General features: G+C 36.7%; 18 protein-coding genes, 5 tRNA genes and 1 pseudogene. 23 read left to right on the top strand and 1 reads right to left on the bottom strand.

Features of this window, described 5'->3' with window-relative positions; all coding sequences use genetic code 11:
• From rplI to rlmH, 17 genes are all read left to right on the top strand, one after another.
• Positions 1-444 (top strand): 50S ribosomal protein L9, encoded by a 444-nt coding sequence (gene rplI / locus BK585_RS22140; RefSeq protein WP_078556372.1) that lies wholly within the window; start codon positions 1-3, stop codon positions 442-444.
• Between the two features lie 162 nt (positions 445-606).
• On the top strand, positions 607-1,971 hold the full coding sequence (dnaB, locus tag BK585_RS22135; RefSeq protein ID WP_078556370.1) for a replicative DNA helicase: 1,365 nt from the start codon (positions 607-609) through the stop codon (positions 1,969-1,971).
• Between the two features lie 208 nt (positions 1,972-2,179).
• Positions 2,180-3,466 (top strand): adenylosuccinate synthase, encoded by a 1,287-nt coding sequence (locus BK585_RS22130; protein ID WP_078556368.1) that lies wholly within the window; start codon positions 2,180-2,182, stop codon positions 3,464-3,466.
• Positions 3,467-3,717: 251 nt separating this feature from the next.
• Positions 3,718-3,793: transfer RNA gene (locus BK585_RS22125), tRNA-Lys, on the top strand.
• Positions 3,794-3,809: 16 nt separating this feature from the next.
• Positions 3,810-3,884: transfer RNA gene (locus tag BK585_RS22120), tRNA-Glu, on the top strand.
• Between the two features lie 22 nt (positions 3,885-3,906).
• A tRNA-Asp gene (locus BK585_RS22115) sits at positions 3,907-3,982 on the top strand.
• Positions 3,983-3,990: 8 nt separating this feature from the next.
• A tRNA-Phe gene (locus BK585_RS22110) sits at positions 3,991-4,066 on the top strand.
• A 3-nt stretch (positions 4,067-4,069) separates the two neighbouring features.
• Positions 4,070-4,142, top strand: a tRNA-Thr gene (locus tag BK585_RS22105).
• Between the two features lie 318 nt (positions 4,143-4,460).
• A complete protein-coding gene (locus BK585_RS22100) occupies positions 4,461-5,951 on the top strand; it encodes a M23 family metallopeptidase (protein WP_078556366.1) in 1,491 nt (496 codons plus the stop codon).
• Positions 5,952-6,080: 129 nt separating this feature from the next.
• Positions 6,081-6,785 (top strand): response regulator YycF, encoded by a 705-nt coding sequence (gene yycF / locus BK585_RS22095; RefSeq protein ID WP_078556364.1) that lies wholly within the window; start codon positions 6,081-6,083, stop codon positions 6,783-6,785.
• A 3-nt stretch (positions 6,786-6,788) separates the two neighbouring features.
• Positions 6,789-8,606, top strand: coding sequence for a cell wall metabolism sensor histidine kinase WalK (walK, locus tag BK585_RS22090; protein WP_078556362.1), 1,818 nt, complete (start codon positions 6,789-6,791; stop codon positions 8,604-8,606).
• 2 nt (positions 8,607-8,608) lie between these two features.
• Positions 8,609-9,997, top strand: a complete 1,389-nt coding sequence (locus BK585_RS22085; RefSeq protein WP_078556360.1) for a YycH family regulatory protein — start codon at positions 8,609-8,611, stop codon at positions 9,995-9,997.
• On the top strand, positions 9,984-10,763 hold the full coding sequence (locus BK585_RS22080) for a two-component system regulatory protein YycI (RefSeq protein ID WP_078556358.1): 780 nt from the start codon (positions 9,984-9,986) through the stop codon (positions 10,761-10,763). Before BK585_RS22085 ends, BK585_RS22080 begins: the two co-directional genes overlap by 14 nt.
• Positions 10,764-10,793: 30 nt before the next feature.
• Positions 10,794-11,588 (top strand): MBL fold metallo-hydrolase, encoded by a 795-nt coding sequence (locus tag BK585_RS22075; protein WP_078556356.1) that lies wholly within the window; start codon positions 10,794-10,796, stop codon positions 11,586-11,588.
• 147 nt (positions 11,589-11,735) lie between these two features.
• Positions 11,736-12,956, top strand: a complete 1,221-nt coding sequence (locus tag BK585_RS22070) for a S1C family serine protease (protein ID WP_078556355.1) — start codon at positions 11,736-11,738, stop codon at positions 12,954-12,956.
• An 84-nt stretch (positions 12,957-13,040) separates the two neighbouring features.
• On the top strand, positions 13,041-13,202 hold the full coding sequence (locus BK585_RS22065) for a CxxH/CxxC protein (protein ID WP_078556353.1): 162 nt from the start codon (positions 13,041-13,043) through the stop codon (positions 13,200-13,202).
• 65 nt (positions 13,203-13,267) lie between these two features.
• Positions 13,268-13,747 (top strand): 23S rRNA (pseudouridine(1915)-N(3))-methyltransferase RlmH, encoded by a 480-nt coding sequence (gene rlmH / locus BK585_RS22060; RefSeq protein ID WP_078556351.1) that lies wholly within the window; start codon positions 13,268-13,270, stop codon positions 13,745-13,747.
• A 259-nt stretch (positions 13,748-14,006) separates the two neighbouring features.
• Here the strand turns inward: rlmH and BK585_RS22055 are convergent, their stop codons facing one another.
• The gene (locus BK585_RS22055) at positions 14,007-15,224 is read right to left on the bottom strand and encodes an MFS transporter (protein WP_078556349.1); all 1,218 of its coding nucleotides are present in this window, start codon (positions 15,222-15,224) and stop codon (positions 14,007-14,009) included.
• Positions 15,225-15,401: 177 nt separating this feature from the next.
• Between BK585_RS22055 and BK585_RS22050 the strand changes: the two genes are divergently transcribed.
• From BK585_RS22050 to BK585_RS22025, 6 genes and pseudogenes are all read left to right on the top strand, one after another.
• The gene (locus tag BK585_RS22050) at positions 15,402-16,160 is read left to right on the top strand and encodes a MerR family transcriptional regulator (RefSeq protein ID WP_078556347.1); all 759 of its coding nucleotides are present in this window, start codon (positions 15,402-15,404) and stop codon (positions 16,158-16,160) included.
• 59 nt (positions 16,161-16,219) lie between these two features.
• Positions 16,220-16,342 (top strand): annotated as a pseudogene (locus tag BK585_RS22045) (NADP-dependent oxidoreductase); the annotation flags it as partial.
• 646 nt (positions 16,343-16,988) lie between these two features.
• Entirely contained in the window at positions 16,989-17,504 is a 516-nt protein-coding gene (locus tag BK585_RS22040; protein WP_078556343.1) for an RNA polymerase sigma factor, read from the top strand.
• A gap of 5 nt (positions 17,505-17,509) precedes the next feature.
• A complete protein-coding gene (locus BK585_RS22035; protein ID WP_078556341.1) occupies positions 17,510-18,430 on the top strand; it encodes a DUF4179 domain-containing protein in 921 nt (306 codons plus the stop codon).
• A 911-nt stretch (positions 18,431-19,341) separates the two neighbouring features.
• Complete coding sequence (locus BK585_RS22030; protein WP_078556339.1) at positions 19,342-21,102, top strand: ABC transporter ATP-binding protein; 1,761 nt, start codon at positions 19,342-19,344, stop codon at positions 21,100-21,102.
• The gene (locus BK585_RS22025) at positions 21,099-22,811 is read left to right on the top strand and encodes an ABC transporter ATP-binding protein (protein ID WP_078556338.1); all 1,713 of its coding nucleotides are present in this window, start codon (positions 21,099-21,101) and stop codon (positions 22,809-22,811) included. Before BK585_RS22030 ends, BK585_RS22025 begins: the two co-directional genes overlap by 4 nt.
• The last annotated feature ends 28 nt before the right edge of the window (positions 22,812-22,839 follow it).

Here is a 22,839-nt window from a genome sequence, read left to right as displayed (position 1 = left end):
ATGAAAGTTATATTTTTAGAAGATGTAAAGGGAAAAGGGAAAAAAGGGGAATTAAAAAACGTCTCTGATGGATACGCAAGAAATTATTTGCTTCCAAATAACTTGGCTAAAGAAGCATCACAAGGAAATGTTAAAAACTTAGAAGCACAAAAGAAAAGTGAGCAGAAAAAAGCAGAAGAGGAATTAGACGCTGCAAAAAAATATAAAGAAGAATTAGAAAGCATTACCGTTCAAATTAAAGCAAAATCAGGAGAAGGCGGCAGACTATTTGGAGCTGTTTCAACTAAACAAATTGCTGAAACATTAGCGAAAATGAAGAAGAAAGTGGATAAACGAAAAATATTGTTAGATGATCCAATTCGTTCGTTAGGCTATACAAATGTACCGATTAAAATCCATCCGGAAGTAGTTGCTACTGTTAAAGTACATGTAATAGAAGAATAAATTATGTTTAAAAATGGTTGATTAAAAAATCAACCATTTTATAATTTTATAGACTATAATGAAATCAATACAAAGATTGGATATGTAGGAGAAACAATCCGAAGGTAATTCTTCGCTATTAATGATACTCTGTAAAGTATAGAAAAAAGAGGGGGCCTAGTCATGAGTGATTTATTTGCTGACCGCACTCCACCACAAAATATAGAAGCCGAACAAGCTGTATTAGGTGCGATTTTTTTAGAAGAACAAGCTCTTGTGTCTGCTAGTGAAACACTACAGCCTGAAGATTTTTACCGTGCAGCTCATCAACGATTATATACTGTAATGATAGAGTTGGCGGAAAAAGGCGAGCCAGTAGACCTGATTACGGTCACCTCAGAGCTCCAAGATAGAAAGTGGTTGGATGATGTAGGTGGTGTATCCTATTTAACGGATTTAGCGAACTCAGTTCCAACTGCGGCCAATATCGATTATTATTGCCGAATTGTAGAAGAAAAATCGATATTAAGACGTTTAATTCGAGTAGCCACTACAATTGCTGCTGACGGGTATACAAGTGAAGATGAAGTTGACGCCATTTTAAATGATGCGGAAAAGACGATACTTGATGTAGCGCAAAGGAAAAACACGAGTGCTTTTATATCAATAAAAGATGTTTTAGTTGAAGCATATGATAGAATTGAAATGTTACAAAACCAAAAAGAGGATATTACGGGAATTCCTACAGGTTTCTCTCAATTAGATAAAATGACTGCGGGCTTTCAACGAAATGATTTAATTATTGTTGCTGCACGTCCTTCTGTAGGTAAAACCGCATTTGCTTTAAATATCGCTCAAAATGTAGCTACCAAAACAGATGAAAACATTGCGATATTTAGTTTGGAGATGTCAGCGGGCCAACTTGTACAACGTATGCTTTGTGCAGAAGGGAATATTGATGCACAACGAATGAGGACAGGTCAGCTAGAACCTGAGGATTGGCAAAAGTTAACGATGGCAATGGGAAGCTTATCTCGCGCAGGAATTTATATTGATGATACTCCAGGAGTTAAGGTGAATGATATTAGAGCCAAATGTAGAAGACTTAAGCAAGAAAAGGGTCTTGGTATGATTCTAATTGATTATTTACAGTTAATTCAAGGAAATGGACGCGGAGGCGAAAATCGCCAACAGGAAGTATCAGAAATTTCTCGTACACTAAAAGCAATTGCCAGGGAGCTTGAAGTCCCTGTAATTGCCCTTTCCCAGCTTTCCCGTGGTGTTGAGTCAAGACAAGACAAACGTCCAATGATGAGTGATATCCGTGAATCAGGAAGTATTGAGCAGGATGCAGATATCGTAGCCTTTTTATATCGTGACGATTATTATGACAAAGAATCAGAAAATCAAAACATTATTGAAATTATTATTGCTAAGCAACGTAACGGTCCGGTTGGGACGGTTGAGTTAGCATTTATAAAAGAATACAATAAATTTGTGAATTTAGAACGAAGGCATTCAGAAGATAGCATTCCATCTGGCGCATAGAAGAAGGTGAGCATTGGTCGAATTTCGACGAAATGTTCACCTTTTTTTACGGTCATTACGAACAAATAAATGCAGAGATATAAAAAATGTTCGTGTTTTATTGACTTCAGTTCAGTAAATTGATAAACTATCAATGGCTTTGAATATGAAAATAAAATGTTACACATCTTATATACATACATACGTGTAACAATGGAGGTGCACAAGGATGTCATCAGTTGTCGTTGTTGGTACTCAATGGGGAGACGAAGGAAAAGGAAAAATTACAGACTACTTGTCAGAGAAAGCGGAAGTAGTTGCTCGTTATCAAGGTGGAAATAATGCGGGACACACAATTGTGTTTGGCGGAACTAAATATAAGCTTCACTTAATTCCATCGGGGATTTTTTATAAAGATAAAGTGTGTGTGATTGGTAATGGAATGGTTATTGACCCTAAGGCAATCGTAGAAGAGCTAAAATATCTTCACGACCGAGATGTCGATACATCAAACTTACGAATTAGTAATCGAGCGCATGTTATTTTACCTTATCATCTTAAACAAGATATTGTAGAAGAAGAGCGTAAAGGTGACAATAAAATCGGTACTACAAAAAAAGGTATTGGTCCAGCTTATATGGATAAAGCAGCTCGTATTGGAATTCGAATTGCCGATTTATTGGATAAAGAAGTATTTGAAGAAAAGCTTGAGCGCAACCTTGCAGAGAAAAATCGCTTGTTTGAAAAGTATTATGAGGTTGAAGGATTCACAAAAGAAGAAATTTTAGAAGAATATTATCAATATGGCCAAGAAATTGCTCAGTACGTTTGTGATACATCTGTGGTATTAAATGATGCCCTTGATGATGGCAGAAGAGTACTTTTTGAAGGTGCGCAAGGTGTTATGCTTGATATTGACCAAGGAACATACCCGTTTGTTACGTCTTCAAACCCAATCGCTGGGGGAGTAACGATTGGTTCTGGTGTAGGTCCTTCAAAAATCAATCATGTCGTAGGCGTTTCTAAAGCGTATACTACACGTGTAGGAGATGGTCCTTTCCCAACAGAACTAAAGGATGCAACAGGAGACCATATTCGTGAAGTAGGAAATGAATATGGGACAACGACAGGAAGACCTCGTCGTGTAGGTTGGTTTGACAGTGTTGTTGTTCGTCATGCGCGTCGTGTAAGTGGAATTACTGATTTATCATTAAATTCGATTGATGTATTAACAGGAATTAAAACACTTAAAATTTGTACAGCTTATAAATATAAAGGTGAAATCATTGAAGAGTTTCCAGCTTCCCTTAAGGTATTATCACAGTGTGAGCCTGTATTTGAAGAGCTTCCAGGCTGGGAAGAAGATATCACAGCAGTTAAATCTTTAAGTGAACTACCAGAAAATGCTCGTCATTATCTTGAGAGAGTATCACAACTTACAGGTATTCCTTTATCTATTTTCTCTGTTGGTCCAGACCGAGAACAAACGAATTTAATTCGTGGAGTTTTTTCTTAATAAGTTGAGGGTAGGACAAAAGGTTGTTTTTCGAGGGCACTGTAAAAGTTAAAAACCGAACTTTTTCAGTGCCCTCTGTTTTAACCTTTTTCCCACCACTTTTTATATTATATTATTTATTTTTATAGGAAATTTTAAAAGTTACTTGCAATCATAGCATGTCCATGGTAATATAAATTTTGTCGTTATTGAAGCTCAGTTGAAAGAGAAGGGCAAGACAGCTCTGAACGAACAACGAGTTGAAACATCGAGAGCCATTAGCTCAGTTGGTAGAGCATCTGACTTTTAATCAGAGGGTCGAAGGTTCGAATCCTTCATGGCTCACCATTTTATATGTATGTATGGCCCGTTGGTCAAGCGGTTAAGACACCGCCCTTTCACGGCGGTAACACGGGTTCGAATCCCGTACGGGTCACCACTTATAATAAGAAGGTAAATAAGGTCCCGTGGTGTAGTGGTTAACATGCCTGCCTGTCACGCAGGAGATCGCCGGTTCGACCCCGGTCGGGACCGCCATAATATTTGGCTCGGTAGCTCAGTCGGTAGAGCAATGGACTGAAAATCCATGTGTCGGCGGTTCGATTCCGTCCCGAGCCACCATTTGCCGGCCTAGCTCAATTGGTAGAGCAACTGACTTGTAATCAGTAGGTTGGGGGTTCAAGTCCTCTGGCCGGCACTCTTATTACAACAAAAAATGACATACAAAATAACTTAAAAAACTGCAGGCTGTGTCTCATTTGAGATGCAGCCTTTCTTTTTACAAAGAGTATAATTGTTGAATTTGTTTGGAAACTGGCACTTTTTGAAAAAATAAATAGTAACCCTTTAGGAATGTAGTTCATTCCCTCTTTTTTAGATTACTAATGTTACAAATTCTTTTCAATTTGTATAAAAAACGACATAGTAGATTTATTATGGTACAATAGATACAGTTGTAGAACTGTGTCAAATCACACCTTTCCAAAGAAAAAGAGTCTCTCAGGAGGAAAGTCAAATGAAATTTATAAAGTTACATACTTTATTAGCTAAAACAAGACAATTACTAACACATAAAACAAAAGAAATCTATCAATCTATTCAACCTTTTGCAAAGCCTATGGTAGCTAGTGCAATTACTGCAAGTGTACTATTTGTTGCTCCAATGGCGAAAGCTGAAGAAGTGAGAGCTAGTTTGGATACTATCTTTCATGTGTATGTCGATGGTGAATACGTAGGTATTGTCGATGGACAAGAAACAATTGATAAAGTAGTAGAAAAGAAACTCTCTACATATCAAGAAAAGTACAACGATTTAAAGCTAGTCATTGGAGAAAAGATAGATGTTATTCCAGAGCTGGTTTTCCATATGAATGAAGGATACGATGAAACCGTTACCAAGATAGATGAATTGTTAACTGTCAAAGCAGAAGCTGTGACTATAAAAATAGACGAAGAGCCTTTTCTGTATGTTTCTGAAGAGGAAAGTGCAAATACTATTTTAGATTCTTTAATCCTTGAGCATGTCAAGGAAAAGGAATTTGAAGAGTTTAATTCAAGTACGGAGGAAGAACGTACTAAAAAACCAAAAACGGATGATAAAATCATCCGTGATATCCGATTTACAAATGAAATGTCAATCGAAGGAGTTATTGTTAATCCTGAAGATGTAGTTTCAAAAAAGGATGCTGTGAAGTTGTTACAGCTTGGGACATTGGAACAGTACACATATAAAGTGAAATCAGGTGATGTACTTGGTTCAATCGCTAGCAAACACGATTTATCTGTAAGTGAGTTACTTGAATTAAATGATGAGTTAAAAGAAGATACAGTTCTTCAAATAGACCAAGAAATTAACGTTACAAGCTATGAACCCGCAGTAAAGGTTATCGTGGAAGAAGCCTTTACGAAAGAAGAAGAAATTCCTTACCAGACAGAGACGAAAGAAGATTCGTCAATGTGGAAAGGTGAGACAAAAATTGAGCAAGAAGGCAAAGTTGGAAAACGGATTGTTAGTTATGAAGTTGTAAAAGAAAATGGAAAAACACTAAAACGTGAAGTCTCAAGCGAAGAAGTAGTTGAGGAACCTCAATCTAAAATTATTATTAAGGGTACGAAAGAGCAACCATCACGTGGGTCTGGTCAATTAGGCTGGCCAGCTGTTGGGGGATATATTTCAAGTTATCAGGGAACTCGTTGGGGCCGTTTCCATCGTGGTATTGATATAGCTCGTCCAAGTAATTACAATATCCTTGCAGCAGATAATGGAACTGTAAAATCTGCAGGTTGGCAAGGCGGCTATGGGAACACAATTGTAATTGACCATAACAATGGCATTGAAACAATGTATGCTCATTTAGAATCTATGAGTGTCAGTGCAGGACAAACCGTATCTAAAGGACAAGTGATTGGGGTAATGGGACAAACAGGTAATTCTACTGGAATCCACCTTCATTTTGAAGTTTACCAAAATGGACAATTACAAAATCCTATGGATTACTTACGATAATAAATGAACAGGGGGTGTTTCAAAAGGTAAATAAATCAAACCTTTTGGAACACCCCTTTTATATTTTTAGTAAGGTTTATTGTGTTAAAATACTAATATAGATTGATTTGATATATGGGAGCGATTCGAATGGATAAACGTATACTTGTAGTAGATGACGAAAAACCGATTGCTGATATCTTAAAGTTCAGTCTTGAAAAAGAAGGCTTCGATGTCATTTGTGCCTATGACGGCTTAAAAGCAATCGAATTAGCACAATCCGAACAACCAGATATTATATTGCTTGATATTATGCTTCCCTATAAAGACGGAATGGAAGTGTGTCGTGAAATTAGAAAAACACATGATATGCCAATTATTATGCTAACGGCGAAAGACTCAGAAATAGATAAAGTACTAGGACTTGAACTAGGTGCAGACGATTATGTAACAAAGCCATTTAGTACGAGGGAATTAATTGCTAGGGTAAAAGCTAATTTACGCCGCCATAAGCAGACAGCAGAGGACCAATCCACGAACAAGGAGTTAGCCATTGGAGACTTGGTCATACAACCTGATGCATATTTAGTTAAAAAAAGAGGAGATGCGATCGAACTTACACACCGTGAATTTGAATTGATTTATTATTTAGCGAAACATATTGGGCAAGTGATGACTCGAGAACATTTACTACAAGCTGTTTGGGGTTATGATTATTTTGGTGATGTAAGAACAGTTGACGTTACTGTTAGGAGACTACGCGAGAAAGTAGAAGATAACCCAAGTTTTCCAACGTGGATTATTACACGTAGAGGAGTAGGTTATTACTTGCGTCACCCAGAGCAGGAGAATTAAAGGATGGATAATAAAAAGGTCGGTTTTTTTAAATCGATTCATTTCAAATTAATTATTATATATGTTTTGTTAATTTTTATTGCTATTCAAATCATTGGCGTGTATTTTGTTAGGCAGTTAGAAGAACAGCTAGTCACAAATCACTTTACAATGTTAGATGATAGAGCGAACCTCTTGGCTTACAACATTGAGCAAGAAATGGTGAAAAATCGTGAAGATGCTGCTACTCTTACAACAGATATTAATCACCTTCTGCGAGAGTTTTTTACGATTGAAAACTCTGAGGTCCAAGTAATTGATGCAAATAAGATTTTAATTGCTACTTCTAACCTTCAAAACTTCCACAAAGTTGGTCAACAAAGTACCGAAGTTAGGGTCAAACGGGCGCTACTAGGAACTAAGGATGAAGATGTTGTTAGGAACCCAACAACAGGACAGAGAGTCAGAGTAGTAGCCATGCCTATAAAAACTGATAATGCTACTATTGGAGCAATTTATATAGAGGCCTCCATTGAAGAAATATATGAACAAATTCAGCAAATCAATTCAATCCTGACGACAGGAACAGTTATTGCCCTGGGAATAACGGCTGTTCTCGTCATATTTTTGGCTCGTACGATTACGGCCCCAATCTTGGATATGAGAAGGCAAGCTAATCGTATGGCATCGGGTGATTTTTCTAAACAAGTACATGTATATAGTAACGATGAAATAGGTCAATTGGCCATGTCTTTTAATCAGCTCACAGAACGTTTAAAAGAAGCCAATGCATCGACTGAACGAGAAAAGAAAAAATTAAGCTCTGTTCTCTCTCATATGACAGACGGGGTAATGGCAACAGATACAAATGGTAATATCATATTAATGAATAAAAGAGCTGAAGAAATGCTAGCAACCTCAAATGAGGAGGCAATGGGAAAATCTCTTCCAGAAGTATTGCGTCTTTCAGAAACATTAGCCGTCTATGATTTACATGATTTTTCGGAGAATATCCTTTTAGATTTTAGTACAGAAGAACAGGATTATTTAATTCAGGCGAGCTTTTCTGTGATTCAAAAAGAAAGTGGTCCAATAAATGGATTAATTACCGTGTTGCATGATGTGACTGAAAGAGAGAAAATTGAACAAGAGAGACGTGAGTTTGTTGCTAATGTTTCTCATGAATTAAGAACACCTTTAACTACGATGAAAAGCTATCTTGAAGCGTTAGAGGATGGGGCATTACAAGACCCAGAATTAGCTCCGAAATTTATTACCGTAACCCAAACAGAAACTGAAAGAATGATAAGGTTAGTTAATGATTTGTTACAACTATCAAAAATTGATAGTAAAGATTATCAATTAACCTTAACTAAAATTAATTTTCATGAGTATCTAAATCGAATTATTGACCGCTTTGAAATAATAGCAAAAGAAAGAGACATCACGATCAAGCGAAAATTCCCTCATACCCTGACACAAGTTGAAATCGATAAGGACAAAATCCATCAAGTGGTAGATAATATTATATCAAATGCGATGAAGTATTCTCCTGAAGGAGGTTCAATTACTATTTCTCTTGTTCAACAAGGAAAGCAAGTTCGTTTAGGGATTAGTGATGAAGGGGTAGGAATACCAAGGGAAAGCCATAAAAAGATCTTTGAACGCTTTTATCGAGTTGATAAAGCTCGGGCGAGAAATATAGGTGGGACAGGCCTTGGGTTAGCCATAGCTAAAGAGTTAATCCAAGCTCACGGAGGAGAAATTTGGGTTCAAAGTAGTTATGGAAAAGGCACGACGATTTATTTTACACTTCCATTTATGCCTAAGGGAGGCGAATAAAGATGACTTATGAGAATTTCAAATCGGCTGTACTAACAATTCTCGTATGTCTTAGTTTGTTTTTAACCTGGAAGCTTTGGACATTTCAGCCTAACTATTCATTATTGTCAGATACCGACTATATTGAAAGTGTAAAAATAGGAGAAGAAAAAAAACTCTCAGAAGTCATTGTACCAAAACAAGTTATATTTCAAGTCGAAGATGAATTGAGGCTACTTGGGACAAGAGATGATTTATTTCTTGAGCTTTACGAACAGCTCTTAACAACGGGGATAAAGGAAGTTAATATCGTTAACCATGGCTATTCTGTAAGGAACTTGAATCAATCAATCTTATTTGTATTGCCTACTTCACTTCCTATTGACGTATTTATGGGGCTATTTAATGTCGATTTTGTAGAAAGAGAACTTCGACTTAATTCAGTTGACCAGTTCTTCCTTTACTTCCATCCAAGTACAGAAACCGTTAATATGAGGTTAATATCATTTGAAGAACAACGAGCCGTTGATTTGGAGACTTCGTTTTCAGTAGCTGATTTTCAAAATGTTTATTTAGGTAAAGCCTCTGAGTTTCCTATAGCCTTTGCATTTCCTTTAGAAACGGATGATGTTCGGTTTATCCCTATGCTCTTCTTACCCGAAGAACGGTTACAACACGTAAATGTATCGTATACCACGACTCCTATTTCATTAGATTTGTTTAAACAGCTGTTCTTTAGTGATTTTGTAAAAGAGTTTAGACAAGGTGATGGGAATGAGTCATTTACAGATGGAAATCGGATGATTAATGTCATAGGTCGAGGCAATTACATGGATTACATTAATCCTGTTTTTAGTGAAATCCAAACGAGAAGTGGTAGGCACATTACACTGACTAGCTTTGATTTTATCAATGCCCATGGAGGCTGGACCGACCAGTACGTACTTGATCGATGGTCCTCTGAGGGAGAATTAGAAGAAGAAGAAGCTCGGTTTAGATTAAATGTTAATGGCCTTCCTGTCATACGAGTAGATGGGCAAGATATGATGCAATTGGTTGTTACTAGATCAGGAAACCAAACGTCTCGTTACATTCGACCACTATTTGACCTTGATTTTCAACCTATTTATGGGGCTACATGGCGAAGTGAACTATTATCTGGACATGAGGTACTTGAGCAATTAAACAAACGTGAAGGGTTTGACCAGAGTAAGATTGAAGATTTAACAGTTGGTTATGAAATGGTAAAAACCAATGCCATTGTGACAGGAGAGCCCTACTGGTTCTTGCTATACGATGGATTTTGGGAAAAGTTAGATTTTGAAGTACCTGATACACCTGTTGATACAGAGGAAAATGAAGAAACCGAAGAACCCGAAGATGGTGAGGGTGAAGAAGATGGACTGGAGTAAAACAAAGACGATTTTTATTATAACCTTTTTGTTTTTAAATACGTTTTTACTCATTCAACTACAAGAGTTTAATCATGCCAATCAAATCAGTGTAATAACAGAAGCAACAATTCAAGAGCGCCTTACTGAAATGAATGTGTTGATAGATGATGAAATTGAGGAAGAACAGCTATCAGGTTATCATTTAGTGAGTAGAGAAGTTGAATGGACTGAAGAAAATCTTAGTGTGCTCACTAACCAGCAAGTAGATGTATTAAATAATACAACGATCCTTTCAAGACTAGAACAACCTTACTCTATTAACATGGAAGAAGAGCTGAAACCTCAGCTAAGAGCCTTTTTAGATATGCATGTTTTTCAAGGAGAGCACTATTTTTATCATGGCCTAAATGAAGACTATGCTCAGGTAACTTTTATGCGAAAGTATGAAGAAAAACGATTGTATACCTCTGAGGATGCTCCGTTAATCCTTCAACTTGACGAGGAAAACCAAATCGTTAGCTATCGTCAAAGGATCATTGAAGTAGATGAACAAGGAAGAGAACAAGAGTTTTTGTCAGGAATGAAGGCAGTAGAGATACTATTAAATGAACAAATCATTGGGGTCGGACAAACGATTACTAGTATAGAATTTGGCTATTATAGCTTTTTTCAACCATTTGGTGTTGGGGATGTTCAAGTGTTTGCACCAATGTGGAAAATTCGGGTCGAAGATGATGATTTCCTTGTCAACGCGATAGAAGGTTCTGTACAAGATATTTCATAGAGATAAAAACATACTGGAGTGACAATCATAATGACCTTACAATTTAGTGTACTAGCTAGTGGGAGTAGCGGGAACGCGATTTATGTAGCCACGGAAAGTCAACGTTGGTTAGTAGACGCTGGTTTAAGTGGAAAGAAGATGGAACAGCTATTTAAAAGCATTGATTGTAACCCTAAAGAGCTAAATGGGATTCTTGTCAGTCATGAACATAGTGACCATATAAAAGGTGTTGGCATTATTGCTAGAAAGTACAATATCCCTATTTATGCTAATAAAAAAACATGGGTGGCCATGGAAAAAGATCTGGGAACGATTCCTGGAGAACTAAAGTTTCATTTTGAGCGTGAAGAAGTGAAAACATTCGGTGATTTAGATATAGAGTCGTTTGGTGTCTCGCATGATGCAGCAGAACCGATGTTTTTTAATTTTCATAGTAACGGAAAGAAACTGGTACTGGCGACGGATATGGGGTATGTAAGTGATAAAATAAAAGGCACGATAAAAGATGCGGACGTCTATATTTTTGAATCAAACCATGATTTAAATTTATTAAGAATGGGTAAGTATCCATGGAGCGTAAAAAGAAGAATTATAAGCGATGTTGGTCACGTTTCGAATGAGGATGCAGCTTATGCGTTAGCTGATGTCATTGGTGACAAAACATCACGAATTTATTTGGCTCATTTGAGTAAAGATAATAATATGAAAGAATTGGCACGTATGTCTGTCGAACAAATCCTAAAAGAAAAAGAGACTGGCGTAGGACATCAATTTAGATTGTATGACACAGATCCTGACAAAGCTACTGACCTGGCTGTCGTATAAATTATGTGTAGATCTCAAAACATTTGGGAAATTTAGTAGAAGTTATGTGAAATGAATAAAATACGTTGATAGACCTAGTTTTTTTTCATAACAATACTATAATAATGAGTATATAGCATTACATCATTCAAAGGATGGTGACAGATCATGGGGTATTATGATGATCATTTTCCAAAAAGAGAAGAACAACAGAAAAAAAGAGGAAATGCAGGGTTGTCTGCTTTTGCAGGAGCCATTATTGGTGGTGTATTAGTAGTAACGGCCATTCCAGCATTATCTCAAATTGGTTGGTTACCCTATCAAGTGGTTACCAATTCTCAAGAAGAGGCTGAGCCTGTATTTGATATGCAGGAAGCTCCGGTAACGACTGACACGGTCAATTTATCAGTTAGTACAGAAATAACGACTGCTGTTGAAAAAGTATCAGATGCCGTTGTCGGTGTAATTAATTTACAAGGATCTAGTTTGTTTTCTGATGTCGCTGGAGAAGGAACAGGTTCAGGGGTTATTTATAAAAAAGCCGATGGAAAAGCATTTGTTGTCACAAACCATCATGTTATAGATGGTGCGCGACAAATCGAAGTCAGCTTAGTTGATGGAACAAGAGTGCCTGCAGAGTTATTAGGATCTGATATGTTAACAGATTTAGCTGTATTAGAAATAGATGCAGAAGATATAAACACAATTGCTGAGTTTGGAAGTTCTGAAACATTACGTGTCGGCGAACCAGCCATTGCGATTGGGAATCCACTCGGACTCGCATTCTCAAGCACAGTTACACAAGGTATCATAAGTGCAACTGAACGTAGCATCCCTGTAGATGTAACAGGAGACCGCCAAATCGATTGGCATGCCGAAGTTTTACAAACGGATGCAGCGATTAATCCAGGAAACAGCGGAGGTGCACTTATTAATGTGCATGGTCAAGTCATCGGAATTAACTCCATGAAAATAGCCCAAAGCTCTGTTGAGGGAATTGGATTTGCGATTCCAACTGCGATAGCCGTTCCAGTCATTAATGATTTAGAGCGTTTCGGTGAAGTACGAAGACCACAAATGGGTATAGGAATTCGCTCGTTATCAGAAGTTCCTGGTTATCACTGGCAAGATACATTGAAACTACCTGAAGATGTGAAAGCAGGAGTGGTAATTACAAGTATAGGGCCAATGTCACCAGCAGCTAGAGCCGGATTAGAAGAATATGATGTCATTGTTCAAATCAATGGAAATGATATTGAAGATGGACATGACTTACGAAAATATTTATACACAGAAACAAATATCGGTGATGAAATTCAAGTGACGGTCTACCGAAATGGAGAAAAACATACCGCATCAGTTGTATTAGCTGAACAACAATCGTTTTAAATTAATAAGACTTATTGAATCACAGGGGGAAATAACCTCTGTGATTTTTTGTTATAATAATAAAATGAGGAAGGAGTGAACGTCGTGAAGTATTTTGCTTGCCATGAACATGTCGAGTTAGCAATGGAACATATTATAGATGAATGTGAGGCTGCACCGGCCATAGAAAAGGTGGATAACAATAGTAATTTATCCACAACTTGCTCTTTTTGTACAAGCCCAGCTTTATATATTGTTAACACATAGGCAATTATCCTTATGTTGATATGTGGATAAAGTTTGTGGATAACTGTTGAAAAGGTGGTTTTATTGTGAATATATCGGTTATTTCTGTAGGGAAACTGAAAGAGAAGTATTTAACGTTAGGTATAAATGAGTATAAGAAAAGATTAGGGGCGTATGCAAAGATAGAAATCATTGAAGTTTCTGATGAAAAAGCCCCAGAGCAATTAAGTGAATTAGAAATGGAACAAGTGAAAGCCAAAGAAGGAGAACGTATCCTAGCAAAGTTATCCCCAGATACATATGTAATTGCACTAGCAATAGAAGGAAAAATGATGACATCCGAGCAACTCGCACAAGAACTAGACAGTCTAGCAACCTACGGCAAAAGTAAAATCGCCTTTATCATCGGAGGTTCACTCGGATTAAGTAAAAACGTGATGGAACGAGCGAATAGTAGTCTCTCTTTTTCAAAAATGACGTTTCCCCATCAAGTGATGCGATTATTGTTGCTTGAACAAGTGTATCGTGCTTTTCGGATTAATCGGGGTGAACCGTACCATAAGTGATGGTAAAGCAAAACATAGAGTTGAAATTAAATAAACACTTTGTAAATATGTTATATAATTAAAGCAAAACACGCTTATGAGTAAGCTGAACAGATTAGCTAACAAGGTTGAGTCCCATGGATGCTCATGTGAAGAAAAAAGACGAAAAAATCTGTTTAAATTGCTACGTAGTAGACAGTAACTATGCAGCAAGTATCTCACTTTAACTATAAAACTAGAAAAGACCACTTCTATCTATAGTGATCTTTTCCTAGGTGTATTAATAGTTAGACTTGTAACTTCTAAATGTATGTCCTCTCCATAAAATGGAAATAGCAATTAGTAATCCAACAATAGAAAAAGACAGTATGACAAATTGAATATCAAATCCTCTAGAAACGAGTAACGTTACACTTGCATAGGCAAGAGGGTCAAACCCGTTCATGGCTAAAAAGACAATACTCATGACCCTCCCCATAATACGAGGATCAGTATCTTCTTGTGCTGAAGTGAAGAAAGGGATAGAAACAAATGTCATGGTAAACCCAATTAAAAACGCTAACACCGTCAAGATATATAAATTAGGAATTTGACTAAAAGCTAAAGCTACTAGTAATGTTGCAAGTAAGCCTGCAATCGATGTTAATCCCCTACGACGTATTTTGAGTATACCGATTATTGCTGTGCTTATTAGCATCCCAGCCCCTAAAGCAGCGTCAATGTAACTAAGGTTAATGGGTGTGCCTCCATAAGTTTCCACTAAAATAGGGATTGCAATGGATATCGCTCCAAAGGCAAAAAAGTTTAATGTTATTAAAATTAGGATACCTGTCATTAAAAATCTACTTGCTTTTACATAGGAAAGACCTTCTATGAGATCTTTAAACGGTGTTTGTTTTAATGTGTTGACTACAGAACCTTCCTTTATGAAAGGTGGAAACATAAAAAAGGCAGACAACAAAACAATAATAGATGAGACTAAATAACCTGCTGTTACGCCACCGAATTCCATGATACTCCCAGAGATAATAGGTCCAATAATAAAGCCAATCTGGCCTAACCCCTGAATAATGGCATTTGCTTGTTTTATTTGGTTTTTTTGAACGATTTTCGGAATTAATGATGTTCCTGCTGGTCCGGAAAATGCATCTAATGTTCCAAAAATGGATCCCAAAATGACCAGATACAGAAATGATAATTGATCTGCGTTATGCAATAAAAAGATGATAACTAGCAGAACTCCTTGGATTGAACTCGTACTGAACATGATTGTCGTTTTCTTAAATTTATCAGCAAGTACGCCTCCAAATGCCATCATGAGAATACGTGGTACAGTAATGGCAATAAGAATAATCCCCAATGAACTAGCAGAATTTAATTCAGAAATGACATACCAAGTTGTTGTCATAAAAAACATACTAAATCCTATTAGCGCCAAAAAGCTCCCAAAAAACAGAAATATAAAAGTGCGATTCCGAAATAATGATTGTTGTTCCATAGATAACCATCCTCTCAAACGTAGTATAGAACCAATCATAAATTGTGACGTAATGTCGTAAGCAAACATTTTCCGCAAAAATAGGTATTCGCAAATTTACAATAGTAAAACGGTTAACACAACTGTATTGATTGTGACCTTACGTAACAGATTATAATTAAGTAAGGTGGTGTTAACATGGAAATGACAATTGGTCAGTTTGCAAAAGTAGTAGGTTCAACGGTAAGAACACTAAGGTACTACGATAAAATGGAGTTACTTACCCCAAAAAAAGTAAATAAAAATGGTCGGAAAGTATATACACGATTGGACTGGGAACTATTTCAACAAATCATGATTTTAAAACATTTTGGTTTATCATTAAATGAAATAAAAGAACAAATGACTAATCAGAAGTTAAAAAATCGTGAGTTGTTGCAGGTACAGAAGCAGTTAATTGAACAAAAGCAAGTGGAATTAAATGATAAGTTAGAAGTAATTACGAGAATGGAGAGACTGTATAACATTGAAGGTATTTCCGAGGAAGAATTAAATGAATTTGCTTTTATTATGCTTGATTTATTTAGGCGGGAAAAATCACAAATTCAAATTTGGGAAGAGCATTTTGCAGATGACAAGGAAATCTTAAAAGAAATAAAAACCCTTCATGATCCTAAATACCAGGAGAAGATGGATAGAGAAACATGGTACTTAATTCAAGCAATTAGAAACGCCATTCACAATAATGATTCTACAAGTAGAAAAAAAGTACAAGAGGTTCTAAATAAAATGGATAACCTATTCCCGGCGAGTAGAAAACTTTTAAAATTAGTGGAGGATGACCTTTTTTTAGCTAAGTACAATCATGAGTTTACTACTTATTTTCCTGAAAACATAGCTAGCTATATATATAAAGAATTAAAAGCATACTATGATGAGAACGATAATATTGAGTAGGACAAGACCGGTTACTAAGACCAATAAAGTATAATAAAAGATGCTTTTATTAATTGTCAATGGGTGCCTCTGTTGCAACAACTGCCAGTGATGCTGGTGCAGATGAAATAGTAAATGATAAAACAGAGAAATTTGAAGAAAAACTGAAAGACTATGATAGAGTATTTGATACACTTGGGGGACAAGTTGGTACTTTGGTAGTTTATGACCGTAACCGTCTAAACCGTAATTCACCAGATTGAAGTGATATTTACGTGCATTCAATAAAAATAATGAGATTACTATAGTAAAATATGAGATAAATCACGGAAACCGAATTATCTTGTGTATCTTAATTTCCTATGGAAATTGAGTTCTACACAAGAAATCCGGTCCTTTTTTGATTCTATAATAATAGTCTATCTTTCTATTAATATCACAAGGAGAGGATATAAATAAATGAAGCTTTTTGCAAATATAACTTCCCACAATCCAGTCCAAAAAAGATTCTTATTCCAAGAGTTGTATAAAGAGATAAACAGTCACAGGTGGCTTTTCAACCAGAATCTAGAAATATTTTTGCTGCCTCATAATCAGAGTTATTAAATATCTCTTCACCGTAAATAAAAATATACTTAGAATTATTAAATTCTTTATTTATAATGCATCTTTTATTTTCATTTTATCTTTTTTGTTATCTATATTTAGTTATTTTACAAACAGTATTATATTTTTGATTCTCAAACTCAATTTAATAAATCTAACAAAATTTTTTTTATTGGGGAACGAATAGTCAGTAAGAGGTATCATATATACAAGAGTTATTAAACAAGGAAAGAAGTGTATGCTATGCCAATAACAGATAATGTGGATTATTCATTGGAATATGAAAGATACTCATTCGAGGAGCTATTTGACAAAGAAAAGAAAGGCCTTTATTTAACGGCCCTTTTTTTATTAAAAGATGCTCAAGATGCAGAAGATTTATTACAAGAAGTTGCAATAACTGCTTTTTTATCTTTTAAATCACTTAAAGATAAACGTTCATTTAAACCTTGGATATCAAAAATTCTAATCAATAAAACTAAAAGATACAAATATAACCTTTTTCGAAAAATTCAAAAAGAAATCTTATTTGTTCAGAATGCTGTCGCATTTGAAAACCCTATCTCAGAAGAGGATATATTATTAAAAGATGAATTAATAAAACTACCCTATAACGAGAGATTAATAATAACTTTGAGATATTTTAGTGGATTTACAATAAATGAAATTGCTCATTTGACAAAGGTCCCAGAAGGAACTATTAAGTCTAAGATTCATAGAACCCTAAATAAATTAAAAAAAAATATAGAACGGGAGTAACTGTTATGAAAAATATAAATAAAAGTAAGTTTGAAATCGAAAAAAGTCTTAAAAATATTAAAGAAAACATTATAGTTCCTGACATTGATGGACAATATGATTCCAATAAGATATATAAATTTAAACAAAGAAAAACTATATGGAGATATAAGGTCGTTACAGCTTTCACTATGGTATTTTTACTTTGTGGTACGGGTACCTATGCCGCCTTTACCTATATTTTTAATAATGATTCTTCGGATAAAGGATTAACTACAGCTGAAGTTAATGGTAAAGTATCTTATTCTAACTATTTTTCTGAAAAACAGAATTTAAGAGTCACTGTTGATGGAGTTATAACTGATGGGGTTAGGACAGTCCTTCATATCCTTTTTGAAGGTAGTGAAGTAAAAGGCGGTATTCCAGAAATAGAAGAGATTTACCTTGTGGATGAAGATGGTGTTAATTATCCTGTAACTCACTGGGGGCAAGGTGATATCAAAAATAACAATAAATTTGATGAAACAATTATAGAGTTTGATGGTTCCCCATTAAGTAAGACAAACTTAAAGCTTAGCTTGAAAAATATAAATGGAATTCAGGACCAATGGGACATTCAGTTTCCGGTAACACCAACTAATGTTAAAATTTATAACACTAACTCAAAGGCTTCTACTGATAACTTTGAGTTAGAGTTTAGTAAAGTCACTTTTACTTCTACTTATACAATACTAGAAGGCAAGAGTAAAAATTTTGATTTTACTAATTCCGCTAAACTTTCTAATAGTACTGGTAAAGTTGAACTACTAAAATCAGAGGGACAAGAAGAAGATGATTTAATCAAGCTATTCTTCCCACCAATTGAAGAATCTGATAGATTAACATTAGAAATTACTTCTTTTGAAAATCAAGAAATACTATCCTCGCTAAGTATTCCTATTCAATGATATATTTCCTATCTAAAAAGTATTTATTAATGAAGAAAAATAGTGGGATATGTTTGTTGAATTGTCAACATGTAGTTTCTTTTAGTAGTTGATTTGTTGCATGTTTTGAAAAATATTCGTTCATTAATAGGATACAACTCTCTATGGTATGTGTGATTCTCGAGAATCACACATATCTCATTTTACTATAAGCAATAAGGAAATTACTTGTAAGTCGATTTTCTTTAGTGATTTAAAAATACTATTTCAATTTTTTCAATCTTTCGTTCTTTTATAGACTCCCGGAGTTCCTTTATATTCTAAAATCCGTGCTTGATAAGGAAGCAGCTTCCTTTTTCTAGTCTTTAATTCAACCACCCACTATAATGCTTCTTCAATTGATGTACTTCCTCAATCACTTCTATATTCAACACCTTCCTACCCTTTAAATCAAATAAACTCCTATTTTTAAACTCAAATTTATAATGGGTATGAAAAAGTATTAACCCATTTTTTGAAACACCACGGTGAACGCAGGATAAATAGAGGCAAAAAAAGTTGAAGGTAAGGGGCTATTTATCTTGTAAATCAGGATTTAAAGAGGGAATTGCCAGTAATGCCACCGTAAAATATTCTTCAGCTACCTCTCATCCATATAGGGAATGTATATTGACGGAAAGCTTGTAGTTGTGCAGATATATTGTATCTTTCATTTGCCTGTTCTTCTGTGCTGACACGACAATATATTGCAACATTATTATCTCATTCACTTTGAGCCCTCTTTTAACTTTTATAACAAGTCGCTATTAGATATAAACATGCTTTCTCCGGAAATATTCTATAATCTTTCATTCTACGGAAGGGAAATACTTTTTATTGTCAAATTTATATAGGTTAACTAATTTTTGGATTGTTATGAGAGGGTGTAATACATGAAGAAAAATCCTGATAAAGAGGATAACCGTCTGTTGCGCAAATCATACCTGTGGGCCTTGTCTTTTTTGAAACCTTATGGGGTCAAAATCTGCATGCTCATTGTTTGTGGTATTTTTGCCGTGGCAGGAGAAACTCTTGCTCCAATAGTTGTGCAATACGTTGTGGATGATGTCGTTCCTAACAAAGACATGAACCTGTTTTTCATTTTGATTGGTTCATTGATCGTAATAAACGTGCTTATGCTTATCGCAAAAAACATAAGAAACTTGCTTCAATTAACGATTGGTGAACTTGCATCAAGAGATATGCGGAACGCAATCTTTCAGCAATTACGTAGACTCGGATTTGAGCATTATGAAAAGGTTCCAGCAGGTGAGACGTTGGCCTTGTTTAATACAGAAGTAGCTCAGGTAACAAGAATCTACCGTAATTACTTACCAGGAATTATCGAGAATCTTCTGTTCGTGTGCATAACCTTTGGTTTGATGTTAGGCATAAGCGGTTGGATGACGCTCATCATTTTGCCAACTTTTTTGATGTATTATCTGTTTGGGCCTTATTTTCAAAAAAAGGCAGTGGCCTATGGAAAGATGTCGGGAGAAAATCGGGTAAAGTATGCTCAGAAAATTTATGAAGCCGTGTCCGGGTTCCGTGAATTTCGATCGTTTGGTGTGCAGAACTGGTACCATGATGGCGTCAGACACGTACATAAGCAATGGGCAGACGTCTATCGCAAGGCAGCAACTTTCGGGTGTGCAAGCGGCAGTTTTCGACGTTTAACCTTTTACCTAGGTTTTATTGCAGTAGTGCTTCTCGGTGTCTATCTAGAACGCCACGACATGATTACACTGGGAGGATTTATTGCTTTTTTGCTGCTTTATATGACAACTATGTCTCGGCTAACGATGCTCGTTACGCAATTAACTGAACAAAGATTAATCATTAATCATACCTTGCCTCTTTATCAATTCATGCGGCAGAAGGTTCTAGTTGAAGATCCAACTTCCCCTATTCAACTGGGAAAAGTTGAAGGAAGGATTACCTTCGAACAAGTCGGATTTGGCTACAGGGAACGACCTAATGTCATTTGTGATTTTTCATTGGATATAATGGCTGGAGAGAGGGTTGCCTTTGTAGGCACAAGTGGGAGTGGAAAAACGACACTCTTGAAACTGATTGGCCGGTTCTATGACCCAACAGTAGGAGAGGTGAGAATAGACGGAATCCCAATCCGAAAAATGCAGCGAGCAGAGCTACGTGAAGCTATTGGTTATGTTTTTCAGGAGACGTACTTATTTGGCTCATCCGTCAAAGAGAATATACGATTTGGTAAGCCAGATGCTACGGACGCAGAAGTTGTGGAAGCGGCGAAAGCGGCTTATGCCCATGACTTTATTATGGAGCTTCCAGACGGTTATGACACGCTTGTTGGTGAGAGGGGGATTAAGCTTTCTGGCGGTCAGAAGCAGCGTATATCCATTGCTCGATTATTTATTAAGCAACCGGCTATCGTACTCCTTGACGAAGCAACCTCTGCTCTTGACAACGTTAGCGAATTGGAAGTGCTGAAGGCACTAGACAATATCCTAGCTGGCAGAACGGTCGTTGCTATCGCCCATCGTCTGTCAACGGTGAAGAATTTCGATCGAATTGTATTAGTCCATGAAGGCAACGTTGCGGAATTTGGTACATACGAAGAATTAATTGCCCGCCGCGGGCTGTTTTACCAGCTTGAGCAAGGGGAGGAAACAGCATGAAGTCGATTCGGTATATTAGTGATTTAATGTGGCAAGCGAGGCGTACGTACTTTATTGTGTTCTTATTTCTTTTATTGGAGTCAGTATCTAGCTACACACTTATTTATATCCAAAAGATGTTGATTGACGATGTGTTTTACGCCGGTAATTACGACTTGCTTCCTGTTATAATCGGTGTTTTTGCGGTAGCTGGGACTGTTTATGCCCTCATGTTCACAATGACGAGCCGCTATCTTGTTACGAGTGAGTTTGTGGTTAGTGGGATTTTGCTTAAACGAATGCTAGGTGCGTTAGAGAAAATGAAGGTGAGTGCGTTCAGTAGGGACCGACACGGAAAGTATGTTCACACCTTAACGAGCGATCTGTTTTTTGGATCCAGTTTTATTGGGTGGCAGATGCCCCGTGGTATTCAGGAAGTTATGAACTTGGTTATTTTAATCGCGATCGTGGGGTGGGCAAGTCCTATCTTACTTTTACTTATTCTGGTACTATGCGCGTTTTATTTGACGGTTGCGTGGTATTTCATGCCGAAGCTGCGTAAGTCCAACGACGAGGTGTCGGATAAACAATCTGAGCTTCTCGTGCAAATGGAAGAAGGCGTTGCTTCGACACGAGAAGTGATTGCCTACCATCGTATTAAATGGGAAGAAGCATTGTTCCATTCGAAGTTTGCTCAATATTTTGCAAAAGCAATGTCGCATGGGAAACTTGAAAATCGGCAGTTGCGTTGGAGTGACCCGATGAAGTGGGGAGTCGGTATTGTGGTTTTGGCATACGGCGGTTACAGTCTTATTCAGGGACACATGTCCGTCGGCACGTTTGTGATCGTGCTCCAATTTGCTACGCTCATGTCCGATTCCTTCTATAACTTTTTTCAATTTTTATTAGCGGTTTCTGGTAATTTGGCTCATCATGACCGTATGCGTTCGATCGTAGGGATTGAGAGACAATCATCCGCTGAAATCCCCCTTGTCGATCCAATAAAGATAATTAAGTTCGATAAGGTTGTCTTCCGTTATGAATCGGAACTACCAGCAATTCTTCAGGAATTCTCTGCTGTTCTTCCAGCCGCTCAAAAAATTGGCATTGTCGGGAAAAGCGGCAGCGGTAAATCAACGTTAGCCCAGTTGCTGACTCGCTTTTATGATATGGAAGCCAGCGAAATCCTAGTAAATGAAGTCCCGCTGCAAAAAGTATCCCGCGAGGACTGGGCCAAATATACGGCTGTCGTCTTTCAGGACCCATATCTTTTTCCGGGGACGATTCGAGAAAATATTTTGCTTGGTCGTTCTAACCTTACGGAAGATGATTTGATAGAAGCGTGCAAAATTGCGCAAATCCATTCTTTCATTTGTGAGTTGCCTGAGGCGTATGAGACCCAAATTGGGGAGCGTGGAATCAAACTATCTGGCGGACAGCGGCAGCGAATTGCTATTGCGAGAGCCATAGTCGGAAATCCAGAGATTCTCGTCTTGGACGAAGCAACCTCTGCGTTAGACCTTGAAACGGAGAGACAACTGCTTGGACAGTTGGACGCACAGCGTAAAGGGAAGACAACAATTCTAATTGCACATCGGTTATCGACGATCGAAAATTCGGATTTGATCCTGATCGTTGATAACGGGACTCTTGTCGATAGCGGTACGAACGCAGAGCTCCTCGCTTTAAACCCTGTTTACCAGGAATTGCAGATGGCTCAGCAAAATTAAACACTAAAAAGAGAATAAACCTCTCTTA

It is taken from the genome of Bacillus alkalicellulosilyticus (assembly GCF_002019795.1).
Lineage (GTDB): Bacteria > Bacillota > Bacilli > Bacillales > Bacillaceae_F > Bacillus_AO > Bacillus_AO alkalicellulosilyticum.
Note: the sequence above shows the minus strand (reverse complement) of the source record. Positions and strands in the feature narration are given on the sequence as shown.

What these genes read in the sequence shown, in the direction of transcription:
- rplI (WP_078556372.1), top strand. Translation starts at nt 1, where the DNA reads ATGAAAGTTATATTTTTAGAAGATGTAAAGGGAAAAGGGAAAAAAGGG.
- dnaB (WP_078556370.1), top strand. Translation starts at nt 607, where the DNA reads ATGAGTGATTTATTTGCTGACCGCACTCCACCACAAAATATAGAAGCC.
- BK585_RS22130 (WP_078556368.1), top strand. Translation starts at nt 2,180, where the DNA reads ATGTCATCAGTTGTCGTTGTTGGTACTCAATGGGGAGACGAAGGAAAA.
- BK585_RS22100 (WP_078556366.1), top strand. Translation starts at nt 4,461, where the DNA reads ATGAAATTTATAAAGTTACATACTTTATTAGCTAAAACAAGACAATTA.
- yycF (WP_078556364.1), top strand. Translation starts at nt 6,081, where the DNA reads ATGGATAAACGTATACTTGTAGTAGATGACGAAAAACCGATTGCTGAT.
- walK (WP_078556362.1), top strand. Translation starts at nt 6,789, where the DNA reads ATGGATAATAAAAAGGTCGGTTTTTTTAAATCGATTCATTTCAAATTA.
- BK585_RS22085 (WP_078556360.1), top strand. Translation starts at nt 8,609, where the DNA reads ATGACTTATGAGAATTTCAAATCGGCTGTACTAACAATTCTCGTATGT.
- BK585_RS22080 (WP_078556358.1), top strand. Translation starts at nt 9,984, where the DNA reads ATGGACTGGAGTAAAACAAAGACGATTTTTATTATAACCTTTTTGTTT.
- BK585_RS22075 (WP_078556356.1), top strand. Translation starts at nt 10,794, where the DNA reads ATGACCTTACAATTTAGTGTACTAGCTAGTGGGAGTAGCGGGAACGCG.
- BK585_RS22070 (WP_078556355.1), top strand. Translation starts at nt 11,736, where the DNA reads ATGGGGTATTATGATGATCATTTTCCAAAAAGAGAAGAACAACAGAAA.
- BK585_RS22055 (WP_078556349.1), bottom strand. Translation starts at nt 15,224, where the DNA reads ATGGAACAACAATCATTATTTCGGAATCGCACTTTTATATTTCTGTTT.
- BK585_RS22050 (WP_078556347.1), top strand. Translation starts at nt 15,402, where the DNA reads ATGGAAATGACAATTGGTCAGTTTGCAAAAGTAGTAGGTTCAACGGTA.
- BK585_RS22040 (WP_078556343.1), top strand. Translation starts at nt 16,989, where the DNA reads ATGCCAATAACAGATAATGTGGATTATTCATTGGAATATGAAAGATAC.
- BK585_RS22035 (WP_078556341.1), top strand. Translation starts at nt 17,510, where the DNA reads ATGAAAAATATAAATAAAAGTAAGTTTGAAATCGAAAAAAGTCTTAAA.
- BK585_RS22030 (WP_078556339.1), top strand. Translation starts at nt 19,342, where the DNA reads ATGAAGAAAAATCCTGATAAAGAGGATAACCGTCTGTTGCGCAAATCA.
- BK585_RS22025 (WP_078556338.1), top strand. Translation starts at nt 21,099, where the DNA reads ATGAAGTCGATTCGGTATATTAGTGATTTAATGTGGCAAGCGAGGCGT.